At 58.8% G+C, this 17876-nt stretch carries 14 protein-coding genes; 6 read left to right on the top strand and 8 right to left on the bottom strand.

The features are described 5' to 3' along the window. Nucleotides 1-12 precede the first annotated feature (12 nt). Entirely contained in the window at nucleotides 13-345 is a 333-nt protein-coding gene (locus tag O3648_RS01065; RefSeq protein ID WP_279741896.1) for a rhodanese-like domain-containing protein, read from the bottom strand. A 233-nt stretch (nucleotides 346-578) separates the two neighbouring features. Between O3648_RS01065 and O3648_RS01060 the strand changes: the two genes are divergently transcribed. The 5 genes from O3648_RS01060 to O3648_RS01040 all read left to right on the top strand — a co-directional run bounded on the left by O3648_RS01060 (nucleotide 579) and on the right by O3648_RS01040 (nucleotide 6203). Then, nucleotides 579-2039, top strand: a complete 1461-nt coding sequence (locus O3648_RS01060; protein WP_371567880.1) for a peptide MFS transporter — start codon at nucleotides 579-581, stop codon at nucleotides 2037-2039. Nucleotides 2040-2309: 270 nt separating this feature from the next. Further along, on the top strand, nucleotides 2310-2726 hold the full coding sequence (locus tag O3648_RS01055; RefSeq protein WP_279790796.1) for a hypothetical protein: 417 nt from the start codon (nucleotides 2310-2312) through the stop codon (nucleotides 2724-2726). 248 nt (nucleotides 2727-2974) lie between these two features. After that, nucleotides 2975-3499: a DUF4242 domain-containing protein gene (locus O3648_RS01050; protein ID WP_371567878.1), complete on the top strand. Its 525-nt coding sequence runs from the start codon at nucleotides 2975-2977 to the stop codon at nucleotides 3497-3499. A 30-nt stretch (nucleotides 3500-3529) separates the two neighbouring features. After that, nucleotides 3530-4615 carry an acyl-CoA dehydrogenase gene (locus tag O3648_RS01045; RefSeq protein ID WP_371567876.1) on the top strand — a complete coding sequence of 362 codons (1086 nt, stop codon included), beginning with the start codon at nucleotides 3530-3532 and terminating at the stop codon, nucleotides 4613-4615. 256 nt (nucleotides 4616-4871) lie between these two features. Next, nucleotides 4872-6203 (top strand): uracil-xanthine permease family protein, encoded by a 1332-nt coding sequence (locus tag O3648_RS01040; RefSeq protein WP_279790797.1) that lies wholly within the window; start codon nucleotides 4872-4874, stop codon nucleotides 6201-6203. Nucleotides 6204-6502: 299 nt separating this feature from the next. Here the strand turns inward: O3648_RS01040 and O3648_RS01035 are convergent, their stop codons facing one another. From O3648_RS01035 to O3648_RS01025, 3 genes are all read right to left on the bottom strand, one after another. Next, nucleotides 6503-7315, bottom strand: coding sequence for an HAD-IIB family hydrolase (locus O3648_RS01035; RefSeq protein ID WP_371567873.1), 813 nt, complete (start codon nucleotides 7313-7315; stop codon nucleotides 6503-6505). 85 nt (nucleotides 7316-7400) lie between these two features. Beyond that, entirely contained in the window at nucleotides 7401-7946 is a 546-nt protein-coding gene (locus O3648_RS01030) for a YbhB/YbcL family Raf kinase inhibitor-like protein (RefSeq protein WP_371568014.1), read from the bottom strand. 83 nt (nucleotides 7947-8029) lie between these two features. Then, nucleotides 8030-8965 (bottom strand): PfkB family carbohydrate kinase, encoded by a 936-nt coding sequence (locus O3648_RS01025; RefSeq protein ID WP_279790800.1) that lies wholly within the window; start codon nucleotides 8963-8965, stop codon nucleotides 8030-8032. 289 nt (nucleotides 8966-9254) lie between these two features. Here O3648_RS01025 and O3648_RS01020 point away from each other — a divergent pair, with 289 nt between their 5' ends. Then, on the top strand, nucleotides 9255-10691 hold the full coding sequence (locus tag O3648_RS01020) for a glyceraldehyde-3-phosphate dehydrogenase (RefSeq protein ID WP_279790801.1): 1437 nt from the start codon (nucleotides 9255-9257) through the stop codon (nucleotides 10689-10691). Between the two features lie 232 nt (nucleotides 10692-10923). Here O3648_RS01020 and O3648_RS01015 read toward each other — a convergent pair whose 3' ends face one another. The 4 genes from O3648_RS01015 to O3648_RS01000 all read right to left on the bottom strand — a co-directional run bounded on the left by O3648_RS01015 (nucleotide 10924) and on the right by O3648_RS01000 (nucleotide 17867). Further along, nucleotides 10924-11349 (bottom strand): putative glycoside hydrolase, encoded by a 426-nt coding sequence (locus O3648_RS01015; RefSeq protein WP_371567871.1) that lies wholly within the window; start codon nucleotides 11347-11349, stop codon nucleotides 10924-10926. 258 nt (nucleotides 11350-11607) lie between these two features. Next, entirely contained in the window at nucleotides 11608-11757 is a 150-nt protein-coding gene (locus tag O3648_RS01010) for a hypothetical protein (RefSeq protein WP_279754432.1), read from the bottom strand. Nucleotides 11758-11763: 6 nt separating this feature from the next. Beyond that, the gene (locus tag O3648_RS01005) at nucleotides 11764-12348 is read right to left on the bottom strand and encodes a hypothetical protein (protein ID WP_279754431.1); all 585 of its coding nucleotides are present in this window, start codon (nucleotides 12346-12348) and stop codon (nucleotides 11764-11766) included. 629 nt (nucleotides 12349-12977) lie between these two features. Next, on the bottom strand, nucleotides 12978-17867 hold the full coding sequence (locus O3648_RS01000; RefSeq protein ID WP_371567869.1) for an NAD-glutamate dehydrogenase: 4890 nt from the start codon (nucleotides 17865-17867) through the stop codon (nucleotides 12978-12980). Nucleotides 17868-17876: the final 9 nt, after the last annotated feature.

Genomic DNA, 17876 nt, shown 5'->3' with positions numbered 1-17876 from the left:
CGAACTGGCGGTTTAGTGAACGACTGCGGGTGCTTCGCCGTTTTCGCTGGTCATCGGCAGGCCAGCTGCGAACCACGCACTGGTGCCGCCTGCAATGTTGTGTGCGGCGTAGCCGTGCTCGCGCAGGAAGGTTGCCGCACGGTTCGAACGGCCGCCACCGTGGCAGATGACATAGAAGTCTTCGCCGGGTGCGGGCAGTTCTGCTAGACGCTCGGTGAGGGTACCGAGGGTGATGTGCTTGGCACCGGTCGCATGGCCCCCCTCCCATTCGTAGTCTTCACGCACGTCGATGATGGTTGCGTCTGCGGGAACGTCGCGGGGGTCAACCTGGGGTACAGCGGTCATGGGGTTCTCCTTTGAATTGAACTAGGATGAGCCGGTCGGCACGGCGGGGTGCCGGGTGGGCATAGTTGTGGTTCCACTCTAGCGCTTTGGGGGTGCGTGATGCATCTAGCCCGGTATGTGGGGGCGTGAGATTCGGACGTGGTGCATACGTATGCACCTATAAGGATATAGAATTAAACACATATTGCCCGGGTCACACAGAACCCTGGGCTTTCAGAGAAAAGATTTCCAACATGTCTCACACCACCACAGGTGCCGAACCCAAGGAAACCAAGACCTTCTTCGGCCACCCACGCATGCTCGCAAACCTGTTCACCGTAGAAATGTGGGAGCGCTTCTCCTTCTACGGCATGCAGGGCATCATGATCTACTACCTGTACTACACCGCCGACAAGGGTGGCCTGGGCCTCGACCAGGCCCTCGCCACCGGCGTTATCGGCGCGTACGGCGCAGTCGTGTACCTCATGACAATTCTTGGCGGCATCCTCGGTGACCGTCTCCTCGGCCCCGAGCGTACCCTCTTCTATTCCGCCATCGGCATCATGGCGGGTCACATCTCCCTCTCCCTCATCCCCGGAATTCCGGGTGTGGTGATTGGTCTGCTGCTGGTCGCTATCGGCTCCGGCGGTTTGAAGAGTAACGCCGCCGTGCTGGTCGGCTCCCTCTACGCGGACAACGACCACCGCCGCGACGCTGGCTTCACAATCTTCTACATCGGTGTGAACACCGGTGCACTGATCGGCCCAATCCTGACCGGTTGGGGCTGGACCACCGGCGGTTTCCACCTCGGCTTTGGCCTGGCTGCTATCGGTATGGCTGCAGGCCTGATTCAGTACTCACTGACCCGCAAGAACCTGCCCGCCTCCGTGCACGAGATTGCCACTCCCTTCACCAGCGCTCAGAAGCGTAACTTCTTCCTGGCACTGGTCGGTATCATGGTCGTTCTCGGTATCCTGCTGGGTACCGGCCTAATGACCGCAGGCAACCTCAAGAACTGGGTCATGGGCTTCATCTTCATCGGCGCTATCGCCCTGTTTGCTCAACTGCTGAGCGCTAAGGACGTCACCTCTGATGAGCGTTCCCGCGTCACCGCATTCATTCCCCTGTGGATTGCTAACTCTGTGTTCTGGGCACTCTACCAACAGCAGTTCACCGTGATGGCTGTGTACTCGGATGAGCGTCTTAACTGGAACATTCTGGGCATGGAGCTGAGCCCGAACCTGGTCAACTCCATCAACCCGATCTTCATCATTATCTTCGGCATGATGTTCTCCACCCTGTGGACCAAGTGGGGTGAACGTCAGCCGGTGACCACCGTGAAATTCTCCGCAGCGCTAATTATTATTGGCCTGGCGTTCTGGATCTTCCTCGCTCAGGCGGGCGTTCAGAGCGTGAACGTCGGCTGGATTGTACTGATTCTATTCGTCTGCACCATCGCTGAGCTGATTATTTCCCCGGTGGGTATTTCGCTGGCGACCAAGCTCGCACCGAAGGCGCACCGCGTGAACATGATGGCGCTGTACTATACCTCCGTGGCAATGGGCACCGTGCTGTCGGGTTGGCTGGCTCAGTTCTACAGCATGGAAACTGAGGTTCCCTACTTCACGTGGATGGGTATTATCACCATCGCGACCGGTGTGCTGCTGTTCCTGGTGCACAAGCCGGTTCAGAAGATGATGCGCGGCGTGAAGTAGCCACACGGTTGCTTGCCTACACCGCCAACTCACTGCTTCGGGCAGCGTGAGCGTTTATAGGCATAGGGCCCCGAATCCTTGAATTACCAAGGGTTCGGGGCCCCTACTGTACGCCGGGGTACATGCCCCAGCATATACACCGGTACCCGGAGCCTAGGAATGTTTGGGGGAGGTTCAGGAGGGCGGGTTTAGGGGCGTTCGGGACGTTTTCTTTAATGAGACATTCCGCGCTGATTTTCTTATTAGGCGCCTTAATATCAAAATCAAAGTGTGTTGCACGATACCAAAGGGTACATTCAGGCGCTCACCGACTACCGTGCAGGCGATGCCGGGCCCATCATCGAGCTCTTCATCGACGCCACACAGAAGGCAATTATCAACGCAGAAATCCTAGCGCAAGACATTGAAACCCTACGCGGTGAGGTACTGTCCATTGCCCAGCCTAAAACCCCTCTCCTGCGTTCCCTCACCGACCTGTGCTGTACCGAGCCCGACTTCACCGCACGCATGGTGGAGGAACACACGCAGGGGTTCCGAGCTAGTGCGTATCGCCTTCTCAACCGCATGGTGGAGTTACAGATTTTGCGTGAAGAACGCGTCAAAATTCAGGGGCAAAAAGTGTGGACTGTCCCCGCTCTCAACCGCGCCCTTGACGATTTTGCGGCACGAGCGGGACGGCGCGGATAGATGCGCCATTGGGCACGATAACCCGCGCGAAAATTCTACAGCTGTAGGCGCGTTCCAAGGCATGAAACTGTGACGATTTATGTCTCCGCATGAACACGCATGACGAACATTAGAGTCAAATAAGGACACATTAAGCCACGAACCGAAATCTATTAGACAGTCCTCAACCACAGGTCTAAGGTGATTCCATAACGAACCGGAAGACCCCTTCCGGGACGATCCTTCAACCCTTAGCCGAGGAGAACATCATGGCACTTTACCTGGTAGAACTGACCCCCGCCCAGCCGTCCAAGGACGAAGCAACCGCACTCATCGAGACCATCAACTCATCCCTGAGCCACGGCGCCGAGCTCATCGAAACCCAGGTCTCCGCAGACCACAAGATTGTCTTCGTCATCGTCGAAGCTGAGAACACCGCATTCGGCCCCGACCTCGCCGCAGCCATCGGTGAGCGCGCAGCCGTCGCAGGCCCCGACGCAGTCCGCCTGGTCGGCGCAGAGCTCGAAGACATCAAGAAGCTCAAGAAGGACGCAGACTACCTGGTTGAGTGGGACATCCCCGCAGAGATTACTATGGAACAGTACCTGACCCGCAAGAAGGCAAACGCCCCCAAGTACGCTGAAGTACCCGAGGTTTCCTTCCTGCGCACCTACGTTCGCGAAGACACCGCAAAGTGCCTCTGCTTCTACGACGCACCCGACGAAGAAGCTGTTGTTCGCGCCCGTAAGGCCGTCAGCACCCCCATCGACCGACTGTTCAAGCTGCACGCATAGACGCGATGCTCCCCGCTTAGGAGAAACCCCATGTCCGAGTTCACTCTCGAACCCCTCTACGATTACCCCCAGCGCGAGCAGGTGCTCGCACTCGCCCGAACCCATGCAGATGCTGTTGACCGCGGCGAGCGTTCCCCCTTCGAAAACCTCCGCGAAATCGCTAAGGACGGCCTGATTACCCTGGGCCGCGACGGCGGTTCCCTGGTCCCCCAGGTTTCGGTGGCTTTCGACCTTGCCACCGAGGACGCCTCCACGGCGTTCTCCCTGTGGGCTCACCGCTCCACCATTGCGTTCTTTGACGCTGTGGGCCGCGAGCTACCCGCCGGTCTGGCGGATGCAACCGTCAGCGGCACCACCGCCATGGCGGCAGCGTACAAGGAGGCTTCAGGCCTGGCACCGATCAAGGTTGAGGGCACCCTCGTCGAGGGCGGTCTGAAGCTGAACGGATCTGTGTCGTGGGCGTCGAACCTGTACCCGGGCGGCGTGATTGTTCTTCCGGTGGCTGTACAGAACGCCTCGGAAAGCCACCCGAACCGCTACATCGTGACGGTCCGCCAGGACGTCGACGGTCTGAGCGTTGACTACCACCGCAACCTGCTGGCGCTGAACGGCACCGAGTCCGGCACCCTGAAGTTCGAGGACGTTTTCGTTCCGAGCGAGGATGTTCTCAGCGACAACATTGAGGCGTTCCTGCACGATGTGACCGCGCCCTTCCTTCTGGTTCAGTCGTCGTTCTGCCTGGGTCTTGCCGCTGGTGCACTGCAGGAGGCTGCTAAGCACCTGGACGTCTCGCAGGGCGTGTTCCGCCCTGAGTTCCCGCTGATCCTGGCGGAGTACCAGAGCCTGCGTGAGGAACTGGTTCGCCTGGCATCTGAGCCGGAGCGTGCTGAGCGTCGTGACCTGCTGAGTTTGCGTTTGGGTGTTTCGCACTTTGCAACCATTGCTACTCACTTTGAGCTACAGGTCGTTGGAGGCGCCGGTTACGTGGCTGATTCCCCGACTGCTCGTCGCCTGCGTGAGGCGTCGTTCCTGCCGGTTCAGTCCCCGACTGAAGGCCACCTGCGATATGAGCTGGCGCGTTATGATCACTTGGAGAATCTGCGTGATGCTCTCTAAGCTAATGAGCTCCGTGTAGCGAGTGTTTTTATTCACTTTCTGCATCAATACCCCGTATATCCTTTGAATTGTATATACGGGGTATTGATGCATTATGGGCTATATACGGGATATGGGCCCACGATAAAAGAATACTATGCCCCAATTAACGTATCCCTGCTCATATTTATAGGCGTTTAGCTGTGACCTACACCTGTATACGCGTAGAATTATGTGGAATTTTATACACCACCATATTCATCTCAGGAGCTCCCTTTTGAGCATCTCTAAACTTCTCGGCTTTGACTGGTCAATCCACAGCGACGGCCGCACCGTAAAGCCTGGTTCCGTCGTAGCACCGAGCGAGCGCCTCGCCTGGCCGATTACCATCGGCATTGGCGCACAGCACGTGGTTGCAATGTTCGGCGCGACCTTCCTCGTTCCGCTGCTGACCGGCTTCCCGCCGGCAACCACCCTATTCTTCTCGGGTGTCGGCACGGTCTTGTTCCTGCTCATTACTCGCGGACGCGTCCCCTCGTACCTGGGTTCTTCCTTCGCGTTTATTGCACCCCTGGCCGCTGCGAGCTCCTCGCACGGCCCCGCGGGTTCGCTCGGCGGCATCGTCATGGCGGGTATCGCCCTGTTCCTCGTCGGTCTGATTGTTCAGTTCGCTGGCACCGGCTGGCTGACCAAGCTCATGCCCCCGGTCGTCACCGGTTCGATTGTGGCACTGATTGGCTTCAACCTGGCGCCCAGTGCTAAAGACAACTTCATGAAGGCACCGATTACCGCGCTGGTAACCCTGTGCTCTATTGTGCTAATTTCGGTACTGTTCAAGGGCATCATTGGTCGTCTGTCTATCCTGCTAGGCGTCATTATCGGATACATCACCGCGGTAATTCGCGGCGAGGTGGACTTCTCCACCATTCACAAGACCGTTGAGACTCAGGGCATCATTGGTCTGCCGCACTTCCAGACTCCCGAGTTCCACTGGGAGCTCGCTGGTCTGTTCATCCCCGTGATTCTGGTGCTTGTGGCTGAGAACATTGGCCATGTGAAGTCCGTTGCGTTAATGACTGACACCAACCTGGACGACTACTCCGGCCGCGCCCTCATGGCGGACGGCCTGGCAACCACCATCGCCGGTTTCGGTGGCGGTTCGGGTACCACCACCTACGCTGAGAACATCGGCGTGATGGCAGCGACTAAAGTGTACTCCACCGCGGCGTACTGGGTGGCAGCTATCTTCGCGATTGGCCTATCCATGTTCCCCGCGTTCGGTGCTGCTATTGCGACCGTCCCGGCAGGTGTTCTGGGTGGTGCCGCAACCGTTCTGTACGGCATGATCGGTATGCTCGGTGTTCGTATTTGGAGCGAGAACCGTGTTGATTTCTCAAACCAGATCAACCTGACCACCGCTGCTGTGGCACTGATTGTTGGTATTGCGGATTACACCTGGACCTTCGGTGAGCTGTCCTTCGCCGGTATTGCTCTGGGTACCGCTGCGACCCTAATTATCTTCCACCTGATGACCTTCATCGCGAAGTACACGAAGGCTACTGGCGACCCGCTGGAGCCTTATGACCCGTCGAAGTCTGAAGGACACTAGGTTTTAGCCCCTCACGCTTGCGCCCGTTGGAGTAATGCTCCTGAGGCGCAGGGTGTAAAAAGCGGTCCGGATGGATTAGATTCCATCCGGGCCGCTTTTTACGTCTTCTGGGTATTACACACAACTGCCACCCTGCTTAGACACAAAACAGATGTAAATCAGACACAAAAATTTGAGTCTAGACATAAATTTTTATGTCTAGACTCAAATTTTTTATGTGTAGACATAAAAGTTTATGTCTGAGTTATATCTGCAAGGGCTCACACAGCCGCTAGCGCTGGATGACTAGTGCTAGGCGACTAGGACCGTTCGGCGAGCATCGCCTCAATCGTCTGCGCCACACCATCCTCGTGGAAGGGCGGGCAGGTACGCCCCACCTTCGCGATGAGTGCCGGCTGACCCGAGGCCATAGCAAAGCCCTCCCCCGCCCAGCAGAGCATCTCCGCGTCATTCGGCATGTCGCCAAATGCCATCACCTCGTGCGCCTCAATGCCGTGGCGTGCCGCGAACTTCTCCAAAATCCGTCCCTTATTCACGGTCTTAGAGCCCATCTCAACGAGCGGTTCACCGACCACCCCGCGGGTAACTGCGACCAGCGAACCTACCGCCTGATGCACGCGCGCTTGCAGGATATCGGGGTCCATGCCGGGCACACGGATCAGATACTTGATCACCGGGGTTGAGCCGATTCGTTCCAGGGAATCAGCAATACTCGACTCAATAACGCGGGCACCCTCAAGCACCTCACCACTGTCGTGCGGCCCCTGAATATAGACGGTGTCTACGGTTTCCAGGGTGTAGGTGGCATCGGGGAATATGGGTTCTAGGAGTTCGTGGGTGTGGGCAATCACCGCGGGATCTGCGCCGTTGATCTCTTCTACCTCATTCGCGCCCAGGTGATACACCACGGCACCGTTAGAGCAGATTGCGTAGGAGTCAAAGTCGGTCTGCTCGCGTAGGGGTGTGAGCCAGCGGCTTGGGCGGCCAGTCACGAAGACGATGTTGATCCCGGCGGCGCGGGCAGCCTCAAGGGCGCGCAGGGTGCGCGGGCGGAACCGGAAATCGTGCCCGATGAGGGTGCCGTCCAGGTCGCTGGCGATGAGTTTAATCATGCAGTGTTTGCCTTCAGTCGTGGGGTGTATCGGTACGGGATAAAGCGCGGAGCTCGTTAGACTGCACCAGCGAGCCGGTATGCCGCTATGCCGCCGGTTCCGCGTAGGTGACGGTCAGAAATGCGCGACCCAGACCGTGGCCGAGCAGGTTAAAGTTCACGACGGCGGGGCTGGCGTTCTCGTCACTGTCGAGCTTCTCCACATCCACGGCGGTGACGCAGAAGATGTAGCGGTGCGGGCCGTGACCAGCCGGAGGGGCAGCACCCAGGAAGCCCGCCACGCCGGCGTCATTGCGGTGCATCAGAGCGCCGGCGGGTGCATCCGCGCCAGTGCCAATGCTGGTCACGTTGGCGGGAATGTTGGAGATAGTCCAGTGCCAGAAGCCGCTGGGAACCGGCGCATCCGGGTCAAAGCAGGTCAGTACGAAGGATTTGGTGCCCTCGGGGAAGCCGCTCCATGACAGCTGCGGGGAGCGATCCTGACCCCCTGCCACGCCGAAGAGGGCGGAGCACATCCATTCAGGGGCGGTGCCGCCGTCCTGAATGTCGGTGGAGGTCAGGGTGAATTCGGGTAGTTCGGGCAAGCCCGCGTAGGGTTCGCGGGGCAGGGGTGCGGTGCCAAGGTTGCTCATCATGCTCCTCAATGGTGGGGTGCGGGTGGGTATGGCGACGCCGGCGGACAGAGTGAGCTATCCACCGGCGAGGCATAGATTATTTAGCCGTTGAGTACGGCATCGAGTTCTTCGCGGGTAGGCGGATTAGCGCCCGCGCGGGAAACGGTGATGCCGGCTGCGGCTGCAGAGAAACGCAGCAGGTCGGCGATGTCTTCGGCGGTCAGTGCGGCTACCTTGGTGCGCGCCTCAGCGCCGGCGATACCGCGGTCGAGTAGAGCCGCAATGAGCGCCGCCATGAGGGAGTCGCCGGCACCGACGGTGTCCGCAACCTCAACGCGGTGTGCGGGCTGGCTAATGCCCTCAGGGTACTTCTTGGTGAAGGCGATGGGGCCGTCCTCGCCGCGGGTGATGACCATCAGCTCGGCGCCGAGGTCAAGCCATGCGCGTGCGCTGTCGTCGAGAGAACGGTCCGGGTAGAGCCACTGCAGGTCCTCGTCAGAGGCCTTGACGACGCTGGAGAGGGACACGAACTTTTCAGCCCAGGCGCGGCCCTCATCAACGTTGTGGATGAGGGTGGGGCGGCAGTTCGGGTCGTAGCTGAGCAGGGCACTGTCGCGGGCGGCTTCGAAGGCTACGGCGACCACGTGCGCGCCGGGTTCGAGCATGGCGGCGATGGAGCCGGTGTGCACTGCATCGGAGGTGTGTGCCAGTTCGGTGAGCTTCTCGGCGATGGAGTCGAGGGACCAGGTGATGTCGAATTCGTACTCTGCGGCACCGTCGGCACCAATGGTTGCCTGGGCAATGGAAGTACGTTCGGCAGTCGGTTCGAAGGGCTGGGTCACCCGCGATGCCTGCAGGTGTGCATTGATACTTTCACCGTAGGCGTCGGGGCCGTAGTGGCCGACGAAGTTGGTAGAGTGGCCGAGGCGGCGTGTGCCGACGGCTACGTTCATGGGCGATCCGCCGGGGTAGGTGCGGGTTTCTCCGTCGTACTGGTGGACGACATCTACGAGTGCTTCACCGATTACAGTCAACATGGTTCCAATTTTACCTATGTTTTCCCGTGTCGTGGGGTGTGTTTTTGTGGGTATTTAAAGTGGTTTTACTTTTCCTTTTGAGGGCTTGTGTTGGCTTGCCGGGCGGGTGCAGGAACTGACTTCTACCTCTTCTGACTTTTAGCCCCAATATCGCTAATTTTGAGGCTCTGGAGGGGTTCGCACGGGTTAGACTTAAACCGACGCCGGGTCTTTAACGTCCGGCACGGTATTGACGCGACAGCACCGTCGCGCCTACCCTCCAACGACGAAGTTAGGAAGAAGGTCATACGTGACGACTGCAACCGCTACCTGGGTTAACCGTGAGGCTACCGCAGAGGAGCTGATCCCTCTCATCGGTAAGCTGCACCGTGAGAACGGCGTGGTGCTGAGCATTCACGGCCGTAGCCTGGTCAACAAGTCTGTCATTGAGCTGCTGAAGCTGCACGATTTTGTATCTCACATTGATGGTGCACCTCTGAACCCCGCACACTCCCTGGAGCTGGTGCGTGCTCTGGCTGAGCTGAACCTGGGTGCATGCTCGATTAACATTGCTGCTCTGCACAAGGCTCACCATGAGGCTGGCTCCCCCGAGCTGTCCATGTGGCTGCCCGAGCAGCTGGGTTCCTCCGTGAACCACCAGGGCAACCAGCCCAAGGAGCAGGACGTTGTGCTGTACGGCTTCGGTCGTATTGGTCGCCTGCTGGCTCGTATTCTGCTGGAGCGTTCCTCCTCGCCACTGGGTTCTGGTCTGAACCTGCGCGCTGTTGTGGTGCGTAAGAACGGCGATCAGGACCTGGTCAAACGTGCATCCCTGCTGGAGCGCGACTCGGTTCACGGCCCCTTCAAGGGCGTTATTGAGGTAGACGAAGAGAACAGCACCATCATCGCTAACGGTGTTCCGGTTCGCTTCATTTACTCCTCTGACCCGACCACCGTTGACTACACCGAGTACGGCATCAACGACGCTCTACTGGTGGACAACACCGGCCGCTGGCGCGACGTTCCGGGCCTTGAGCAGCACCTGAACTGCCCCGGCATTTCTCGTGTTCTGCTGACCGCTCCCGGTAAGGGCGACATGAAGAACATTGTGTTCGGTGTCAATGACAGCGTCATCACTGATGAGGACAAGATCCTCTCCGCAGCATCCTGCACCACCAACGCAATCACTCCGGCGCTGAAGGTTCTGGATGACGCATACGGTGTGGAGCGCGGCCACGTTGAGACCGTTCACGCGTTCACCAACGATCAGAACCTGATCGATAACTTCCACAAGGGTGACCGCCGCGGTCGCTCCGCTGTGCTGAACATGGTCATCACCGAGACCGGTGCTGCAAAGGCTGTTTCTAAGGCTCTGCCGCAGTTGGAAGGCAAGCTGACCGGTAACGCTATCCGCGTTCCCACCCCGGACGTCTCCATGGCAATCCTGAACGTGAAGCTGACCAAGCCCGCAGGTTCCGCTGAGGAACTGAACGAGCTGTTCCGCCGCGAATCCATCGACGGCGAGCTGCGCCGCCAGGTGGGCTACTCGGATTCCCCCGAGGCTGTTTCCACCGACTTCGTGGGTTCCCGCACCGCAGGTGTTGTGGACTCGCTGGCTACCGTGGTGACCGATGACTCCGCAATTGTCTACGTCTGGTACGACAACGAGTTCGGTTACTCCTGCCAGGTGATTCGCGTTCTGGAGCGTATGGGCGGCTACGACGTCCCCTCCTACCCCGCTAAGTAAGCTATCCCAGCTCATCTAGCACACATATAACAAACCCACCGGTACATATAGCCAATTGGCTATATTGCCGGTGGGTTTGTATATGAGGTTATATACGCAAATGCGCGGTGTCGCGCAGAGGCTCCGAAGAGATATGCGAGCGGTAAATTACGCTTTATGGCGGTACACCACCCCCTGATGCGCCCGCAACGTGAAGCTCGAGGGTCCCGGGTGGTTTGCCGCATCCACCAGATTAGAGGGAACCTTCAGGGTCACATCCTTCGAGCTGGTATTCAGGGCAGCCCAACCGCGAGTAAAGGCACGGGTATGAGCGGTCTTCTGAGCGATAATAAGGAACGCCCTGAATGGGTAGGTTCAGGCCGTAGTAGTCGTTCTCCACGTCGTTATCAGCCATGGCCCCGTCAAAGGGTGAGTTACGCATTTCGCGCACCACAGCGTCCACCCAGTGCCAATGGTAGTCAGCGTTCCACACCTGCAGCTGGAAGTGCTTAGGGTAGCCCTTCCACTCGATACGGTCGCCATTGAGGCGGTGGGCGAAGAAATCCTTACCGGAATTCGCCATTGACTGCGCCAGCGGGTAAGACACATCCAAAGAATAGATTGGGCCGGGCTCATAAGAGCGTGTGGAGGACAGGCACTTATACGCCAGCACCACCATTTGAGGTGCACGCTTCTTCAGGTAGCGTGCCGCATCCAGTTCCCAGGGATACAGGATTGCGACAGAGTAGTTCTTGACCGCAAAATCGAGCTGCTGCTGGGTAATGGGCTTACCGCCGTAGCGGACCCATGCCCAAACTTGCCGGGTCCGCCCATACGGGTAAGTTTATTTGCCATCGTACTCCAGGTCGAATTCAGGGGCGCGAGGAGACAGCTTACCCAGCTCGCGGTAGATCGTGTTGTAGCGGTCCATGACCAGTCACAGCTGGCAGAAGCTGACAATACGGTCGTAGGCGATCCCACAGTAACGTTCGTAGATGCTGGGCTCCTCCATGAGGGGGCGCAGCACCGCGAGGGAGCGAATCAGGTCAGTCAGGCCCTTAATGGGCACCACGCGGGCAATAAACACGAAACGTCACACGTGGCCACGACCCTCAGAGAGGATGTGGGCACGCGCTGCCTGGCGGGCGTAATAGGCTTCCGTCACGGACTCGATGAGCATACCGCTGGGCAGGATGACTGCGCAGTCCTTCTCGCCCTCATTCATTTGGTCGATGGGCGCACCAATACCGTGTGCCTCTTCCAGAGCCTTAGGGTACAGGTAGGTTGCCATATCGGCGCTGGGGTAGCAGAAGCGTCCCATTTTCAACGAACCAACCAACGGCAGCAAGAACCAGATGATGCGGTTCTTCACAAGGTTCAGGATGACCAGCAGCTGTGCGAACGCAATGTTGAGAACGCCCAGGATGAAGAAGTCACCGAATGCAGTCGGGACCCAGTGGAGGACGAGGGCGAACGGTACGGCAAAAAGCAGTACCAGCAGCATGGTCATGAAGAAGAGGTAGAGCCAGTTGGGAATGAACGCGGTCATGTCCTGGAACTGCGGTTCGGACATGCGTGCGCGTACAGCACGTGCTTCAGCGCACTTGAGCCGGTGCTGAAGGATTTCAGCGTGAATACGCAGGCCTTCGCAGGCGCCCGCAATCTTCTTGTGCTCCATCTGGATAGCACGGTAAAGGGGCAGGCAGGCCGCCTGACTGAGCTAAGGAACGGTAATGGACGCTGCCAGAATCACCTGGATTAGGGGTATACCATCGAGGTTGTACCGGTAAATGGTCGGGGTGACCGCGGGGAAGACGGTGGTCAGCAGTGCGACCGGAGAGACATAAAGCAGAAAGTTAATTGAGTAGGCGCCATGCGCTGTTACTTTTTTTCCTCAGTACCGGGCTGGTGGACAATCTTGCAGACTTTCAGTCGATAATCGTAAAGATTAGGGGCAGTGTGTTTTTGGTTGGTAGCACCGCATCACGTGCCGCAGGGTGGGGGTTCGTCATGATGATGGTGCCGGGTCCCTTTGGCTTACAGTGAGCTTGCCGCGATGCCGCCGGGAATCAATATACTCCATATATCGATTAAAACCTTAGGTTTCCTTAACCCTCTACCTGATATTTGGCGGGATTTAGAACAAAGTCTCACACTGCATTTAGTGTAAAAACGCATCGTTCGTTGTCAGAGAAGGTTTTTCTGCATAGATTTTGCGACATCCCACCCACTGCATAAAAGCATCCCGGCCCCTTCAACAGCGAAGGAACCGGGATGCTCTACGCGACCCTAACGGGTCTTAGTTCATTAGGATGCGCTCGAAAGAGTACGCAGAGCCACGGACACCACAGCCAGGCGCGGGTGACCGGTAACGTCCGGAGCAGCCTCGCGGATCTCCTTCAGAACGCGGTCAATGTTGCCCACGCGGGTCGGGTGCTCCTCAACCCAGGTTTCCAGAGCCTGCTGTGCACCTTCTACAGTGGAGAAGTCACCCTTGGCGCCCTCTGCCACGGACAGTGCCAGCTCTGCAGCGGTCTCGTAGAGGCTGCCGCGCAGTGCCTGACGTGCCAGAATCTCCCAGCGGTCGTTGCGGGGCAGGTCGGAGATGAGGCCGAGCAGCTCGTCCACCTTGAAACGGTCGTAGGTTGCGAAGTAGACCGGTGCCAGCGAGGTTGCCTCGAAGTCGTGGTCGCGTGCGGAACGGATAACGTCCATCAGGGCGTAGCCCTCAAAGCCGCGAATCCAGATGACTATGAGTTCCTCAGGCAGGCCCCATGCCTCGCCTGCATCGCGCTTTGCACGAACACGGTCACGGGAAGTACCGGAGAGGTACTCGGGCAGGTTACGGCGCATCTCGACGACGGAACCGAAGGTCTCCAGTAGCTCAGAGATGCTGGTGCCAGCGACCACACCACGTTCGGTGATGAACCAGCGGACGGCACGGTCCAGAACGCGCTGGTTATCGCGCAGAACGGTGAACCATGCATCCAGCGGGGTCTTCGGGGACAGTTCACGGTGTAGCTTAGCTGCGGTGCCCAGCTCGAAGAGCTCGCGAGCCACAATGAAGGCGCGTGCGACGGAATCGATACCAACGTTGAACTCCTCCATCACGCGGTATGCGAAAGTGATACCACCGATGTTGACCAGCTCGTTAGCGACGCGGGTGCAGAGGATTTCCTTACGCAGCGGGTGCGAGTTCAGGTGCTGGCCGAAACGCTCAACCAGTGCTGCCGGGAAGTAGCTGCGCAGCACGCCCTCCAGGTAGGGGTCGTCCGCGAAGTCGGTCTGTTCCAGTGCGTGAGTGAGGTAAATCTTCACGTACGCAGCCAGCACAGACAGCTCGGGGCGAGTCAGACGCTCGCCGGTGGTCTCCAGACGTGCATCCAACTCATCATCGGTGGGCAGGAACTCGACGGCGCGGTTCAGACCGGCGTACTCTTCCAGGTCGTGCATGAGGCGCTTGTACAGGTTGATGCCCAGGAAGGAACCGTGGAACTCACCCTGCAGCAGCACGTTCTGCTCAACGTTGGTGCCGAGTACCTTGCCGCCAACCTCGTCCTGCAGGGACTCGATGAAGGAAGCACGCTCTTCAACGGGTAGTTCACCACGTGCCACGAGGCGGTCCACCAAAATCTTAATGTTGACCTCACGGTCACTGGTTTCCACACCTGCGGAGTTGTCGATTGCGTCGGTGTTGAGGATAACGCCGTTGAGCGCAGCCTCAACACGGCCCAGCTGAGTGAAACCGAGGTTACCGCCCTCGCCAACGATCTTGGCGCGCAGGTCCTTACCATTGACACGCAGTGCGTCGTTAGCCTTGTCGCCTACCTGTGCGTTGGTCTCGGTGGATCCCTTCACGTAGGTACCGATACCACCGTTGTAAATCAGGTCGACCGGTGCCTTGAGGATAGCAGAAATCAGCTCGGTCGGTGCCAGCTCGGTGACGGACTCGTCCAGATCCAGAACCTCGCGTACCTCGGGGGTGATCTCGATGGACTTCAGGCCGCGAGAGTACACGCCACCACCGGCGGAAATCAGGTCGCGGTTGTAGTCCTGCCAGGAGGAACGGGGCAGGTTGTACAGGCGCTGACGCTCGTCGAAGGATGCTGCCGCGTTAGGGTTCGGGTCCAGGAAGATATCGCGGTGGTCGAATGCTGCGACCAGGCGGGTTGCCTTGGAGCGGAGCAGACCGTTACCGAATACGTCACCGGACATGTCGCCAATACCGACTGCGGTGAACTCTTCGGTCTGAGCGTCGTGGCCGAGCTCAGCAAAGTGACGCTTGACGGACTCCCATGCACCGCGTGCGGTGATACCCATTGCCTTATGGTCGTAGCCGACGGAGCCGCCGGATGCGAAGGCGTCGCCCAGCCAGAAGCCGCGCTCCAGGCTGATTACGTTTGCGGTGTCGGAGAATGCTGCGGTGCCCTTATCCGCTGCGACCACCAGGTAGTAGTCGTCAGCGTCGCGTGCTACAACACCCTCGGGGCGGACAACAGTCTCGGATCCGTCAGCGCCAACGGAGAGATTGTCGGTGACGTCCAGCAGGGAGCCGATGAAGACCTTGTAGGACTCGCGACCCTCGGTGATCCATGCATCGCGATCCACTGCGGGGTCGGGCAGCTGCTTGGGGAAGAAGCCACCCTTCGCGCCGGTGGGGATAATGACGGAGTTCTTCACCATCTGTGCCTTGACCAAGCCCAGAACCTCGGTACGGAAGTCGTCACGGCGGTCGGACCAGCGCAGGCCACCACGTGCGACGCTACCGAAGCGCAGGTGAACACCCTCAACGCGCGGGGAGTAGACGAAGATCTCGAATTTGGGGCGGGGCAGGGGTGCGAAGTCAATCTCCTGCGGTGCCACCTTGAATGCGAGTGCGGGGCGGCCAGCAAGGTATGCGTTAGTGCGCAGGATAGCGCGAATGACCTTACCGAGGGAGCGCAGATAGCGGTCAGCATCCAGGGTGGGAATCTGGTTCAGTTCCTCAACCAGGTCGGCTTCGATTTCCTCGCGGCGTGCGTTGCGCTGCTCATCGTTGAGACCGTTGTTCGGGTCGAAGCTGACCTCGAAGAACTCGACCAAGTGCTTGGTGATGGCCGGGTTAGCGAGCAGGGTGTTTGACATGAAGGACGGAGTGTAGCCCAGGCCCAGCTGAATCAGGTAATGGTTCAGGGCACGGAACAGACGTACTTCCTTCCAGGTCAAGCCCTCAGCTAGAATCAGGCGGTCCAGGGTGTCGGACTCGCGCTCACCGAGCAGGTAGGCGTTCAGTGCATCCTCGTAAAGGGAAGCCACAGCGTTCGCGTCTACACCTTCGGGGAACTGGACCCCAAAGTCGTAGAGGTAGCCGTAGTCTTCGCCATCCTCAGGCTTGAACTCGTAGGGCTTCTGATCAACAACGACCAGACCCATATTCTGCATAACCGGCAGCAGCTCGGTGAGGGTGTGAGGTGCGGACAGGTAGGTCTTCAGTCGGGTAGTGTTGGCTTCGCCGGCTTCAACCTTGATTGCGGCGGGCTTCTGGCCCGAGAGAGATTCAAGAATCACGATATCCTCGATTGCTTGTTCTACTGTGTAATCGGCTCGGTAGGCTGCACTCGTCGCATCTGCCCAGGCTGATGCGAGTCGGCGGCCTTCCGCTCCGGGTTTCCATGCCTCAATAGCAGCTGCGGTTGCTTCCACCCAGGAGCGGGCGGCTTCTTGCAGTCGCTTTTCGAGAGCTTGATGATCCGTCTTCGGCACATCATTAGGGTTGGTGAGCCGAATGCGGAAAAATAGACGCGCCAACGATGAGGAGGACAGGTACACTTCATGGTCGATGGCACTAAGATCAAATTCCTGTTGGAAAACCTGTTGGATTCGCGCACACACGTTCGTGTTGTAGCGGTCCCGAGGCAGGTACACCACGGCGGAAATAAACCGGTTGAACTGGTCTGCGCGCAGGAACAGACGGGTCTTGCGGCGCTCCTCCAGGCCCATAATGCCGCCGAAAGTTTCGGTCAGGTCATTAGCGGAGGCGTGGAGCAGTTCCAGGCGCGGGTAATCTTCCAGGGCACCCAGAAGCGCCTTGTCAGAGTAAGAACCGGGATGGTAGCCGAGGCGGCGGCGCACCATGGCGATACGCTCACGCACCAGCGGAGTCTCAATGGCGGGCAGGGAGTACGCCTGGCGGGTAAACAGACCCAGGATGACGTACTCACCGATGACTCGACCGTTCAGGTCGAAGCGGCGCACACCAATGTAGTCTAGGTAGTCGTTGCGGGCAACCGTGGAGCGGGAGTTCGCCTTCGTGATGTACACGGGGCGGGGGAACAGTGCACGTTCGAGAGTCTCACCAGAGAGCTGAATGCGGTTACGGCCCTCGGTGGCACGTAGAATACCGAGCGCCGAGCCGGGGCGGTCCACCAGGGAGATAGCACCGGAAGAGCCGTCCAGAACGCGCTCCTTGACACCCATGAACACGAAGTTGCCGCGGGTCAGCCAACGTAGGAAGTCCTGTGCCACCTCCACGCGGGAGGCAGGCTCCACACCGCGCGGGTTGGCGGCGTAGGATTCCTCGCCGTGACCCAGGGTGGCACCACGCAGCTCGTACATTACTTGAGCCATGTCGAAAACGCGGGTGACCATGGCATCCAGGTCGCTGTGGCAGGCACGCACGTCAGCAAGGACGCACTCAACTTCCTTCTCGCAACGGCGCTGATCTTCCTCAGTGAGGTAGCGGGTCAGGCGGACTGCAATCCAGGATTCAATAGCGACCGTGGCGCCCTCGGGGGCGTTCTCACTGAGCTTCAGGGAGGGCACGCCCAGGGTAGCGGTATCACCGCTGGCGAGGTTGCCACGCATGCCGGTGCCGCGCAGGCTCAGGATGGCACCTTCCGGATCACGTTCTACGAGGAAGGTGGGGTGAAGAATGGTAACGAAACCACCAAAGTTCGTTGCGAGGCACGCAGTCAGGGAGCTGACAATATGCGGCATGTCGTCGGTCGTGACGTATAGGGTGGTGTTGTATTCGTCGTTGCGGGCAGCAACAACGGGGGTCTTAGGCATGCGGATTCGAGCCAGCGCACGGTGGGTGCGAGCTAAATCCTCTAACTCTGCCGGGGTGAATTCTTCACGCTCGTCTTCGGGACTGTTCAGGAAATACTGCTCGACCCATTCATCGGCGCCAGCGAAGTGTGCCATAGCCTTGTCAGTCATTGACAATCT

The sequence above is a fragment of the Rothia sp. 27098_8_161 genome, from assembly GCF_041432905.1.
GTDB lineage: Bacteria > Actinomycetota > Actinomycetes > Actinomycetales > Micrococcaceae > Rothia.
The sequence above is the reverse complement of the archived record's forward strand: the minus strand, read 5'-3'. Positions and strand labels throughout refer to the sequence as shown.

Coding starts and splice junctions, on each gene's coding strand:
- O3648_RS01060 (WP_371567880.1), top strand. CDS start 579: ATGTCTCACACCACCACAGGTGCCGAACCCAAGGAAACCAAGACCTTC.
- O3648_RS01015 (WP_371567871.1), bottom strand. CDS start 11,349: ATGGTGGTGCTGGCGTATAAGTGCCTGTCCTCCACACGCTCTTATGAG.
- O3648_RS01045 (WP_371567876.1), top strand. CDS start 3,530: ATGTCCGAGTTCACTCTCGAACCCCTCTACGATTACCCCCAGCGCGAG.
- O3648_RS01025 (WP_279790800.1), bottom strand. CDS start 8,965: ATGTTGACTGTAATCGGTGAAGCACTCGTAGATGTCGTCCACCAGTAC.
- O3648_RS01065 (WP_279741896.1), bottom strand. CDS start 345: ATGACCGCTGTACCCCAGGTTGACCCCCGCGACGTTCCCGCAGACGCA.
- O3648_RS01035 (WP_371567873.1), bottom strand. CDS start 7,315: ATGATTAAACTCATCGCCAGCGACCTGGACGGCACCCTCATCGGGCAC.
- O3648_RS01030 (WP_371568014.1), bottom strand. CDS start 7,946: ATGAGCAACCTTGGCACCGCACCCCTGCCCCGCGAACCCTACGCGGGC.
- O3648_RS01050 (WP_371567878.1), top strand. CDS start 2,975: ATGGCACTTTACCTGGTAGAACTGACCCCCGCCCAGCCGTCCAAGGAC.
- O3648_RS01005 (WP_279754431.1), bottom strand. CDS start 12,348: ATGGAGCACAAGAAGATTGCGGGCGCCTGCGAAGGCCTGCGTATTCAC.
- O3648_RS01000 (WP_371567869.1), bottom strand. CDS start 17,867: ATGACTGACAAGGCTATGGCACACTTCGCTGGCGCCGATGAATGGGTC.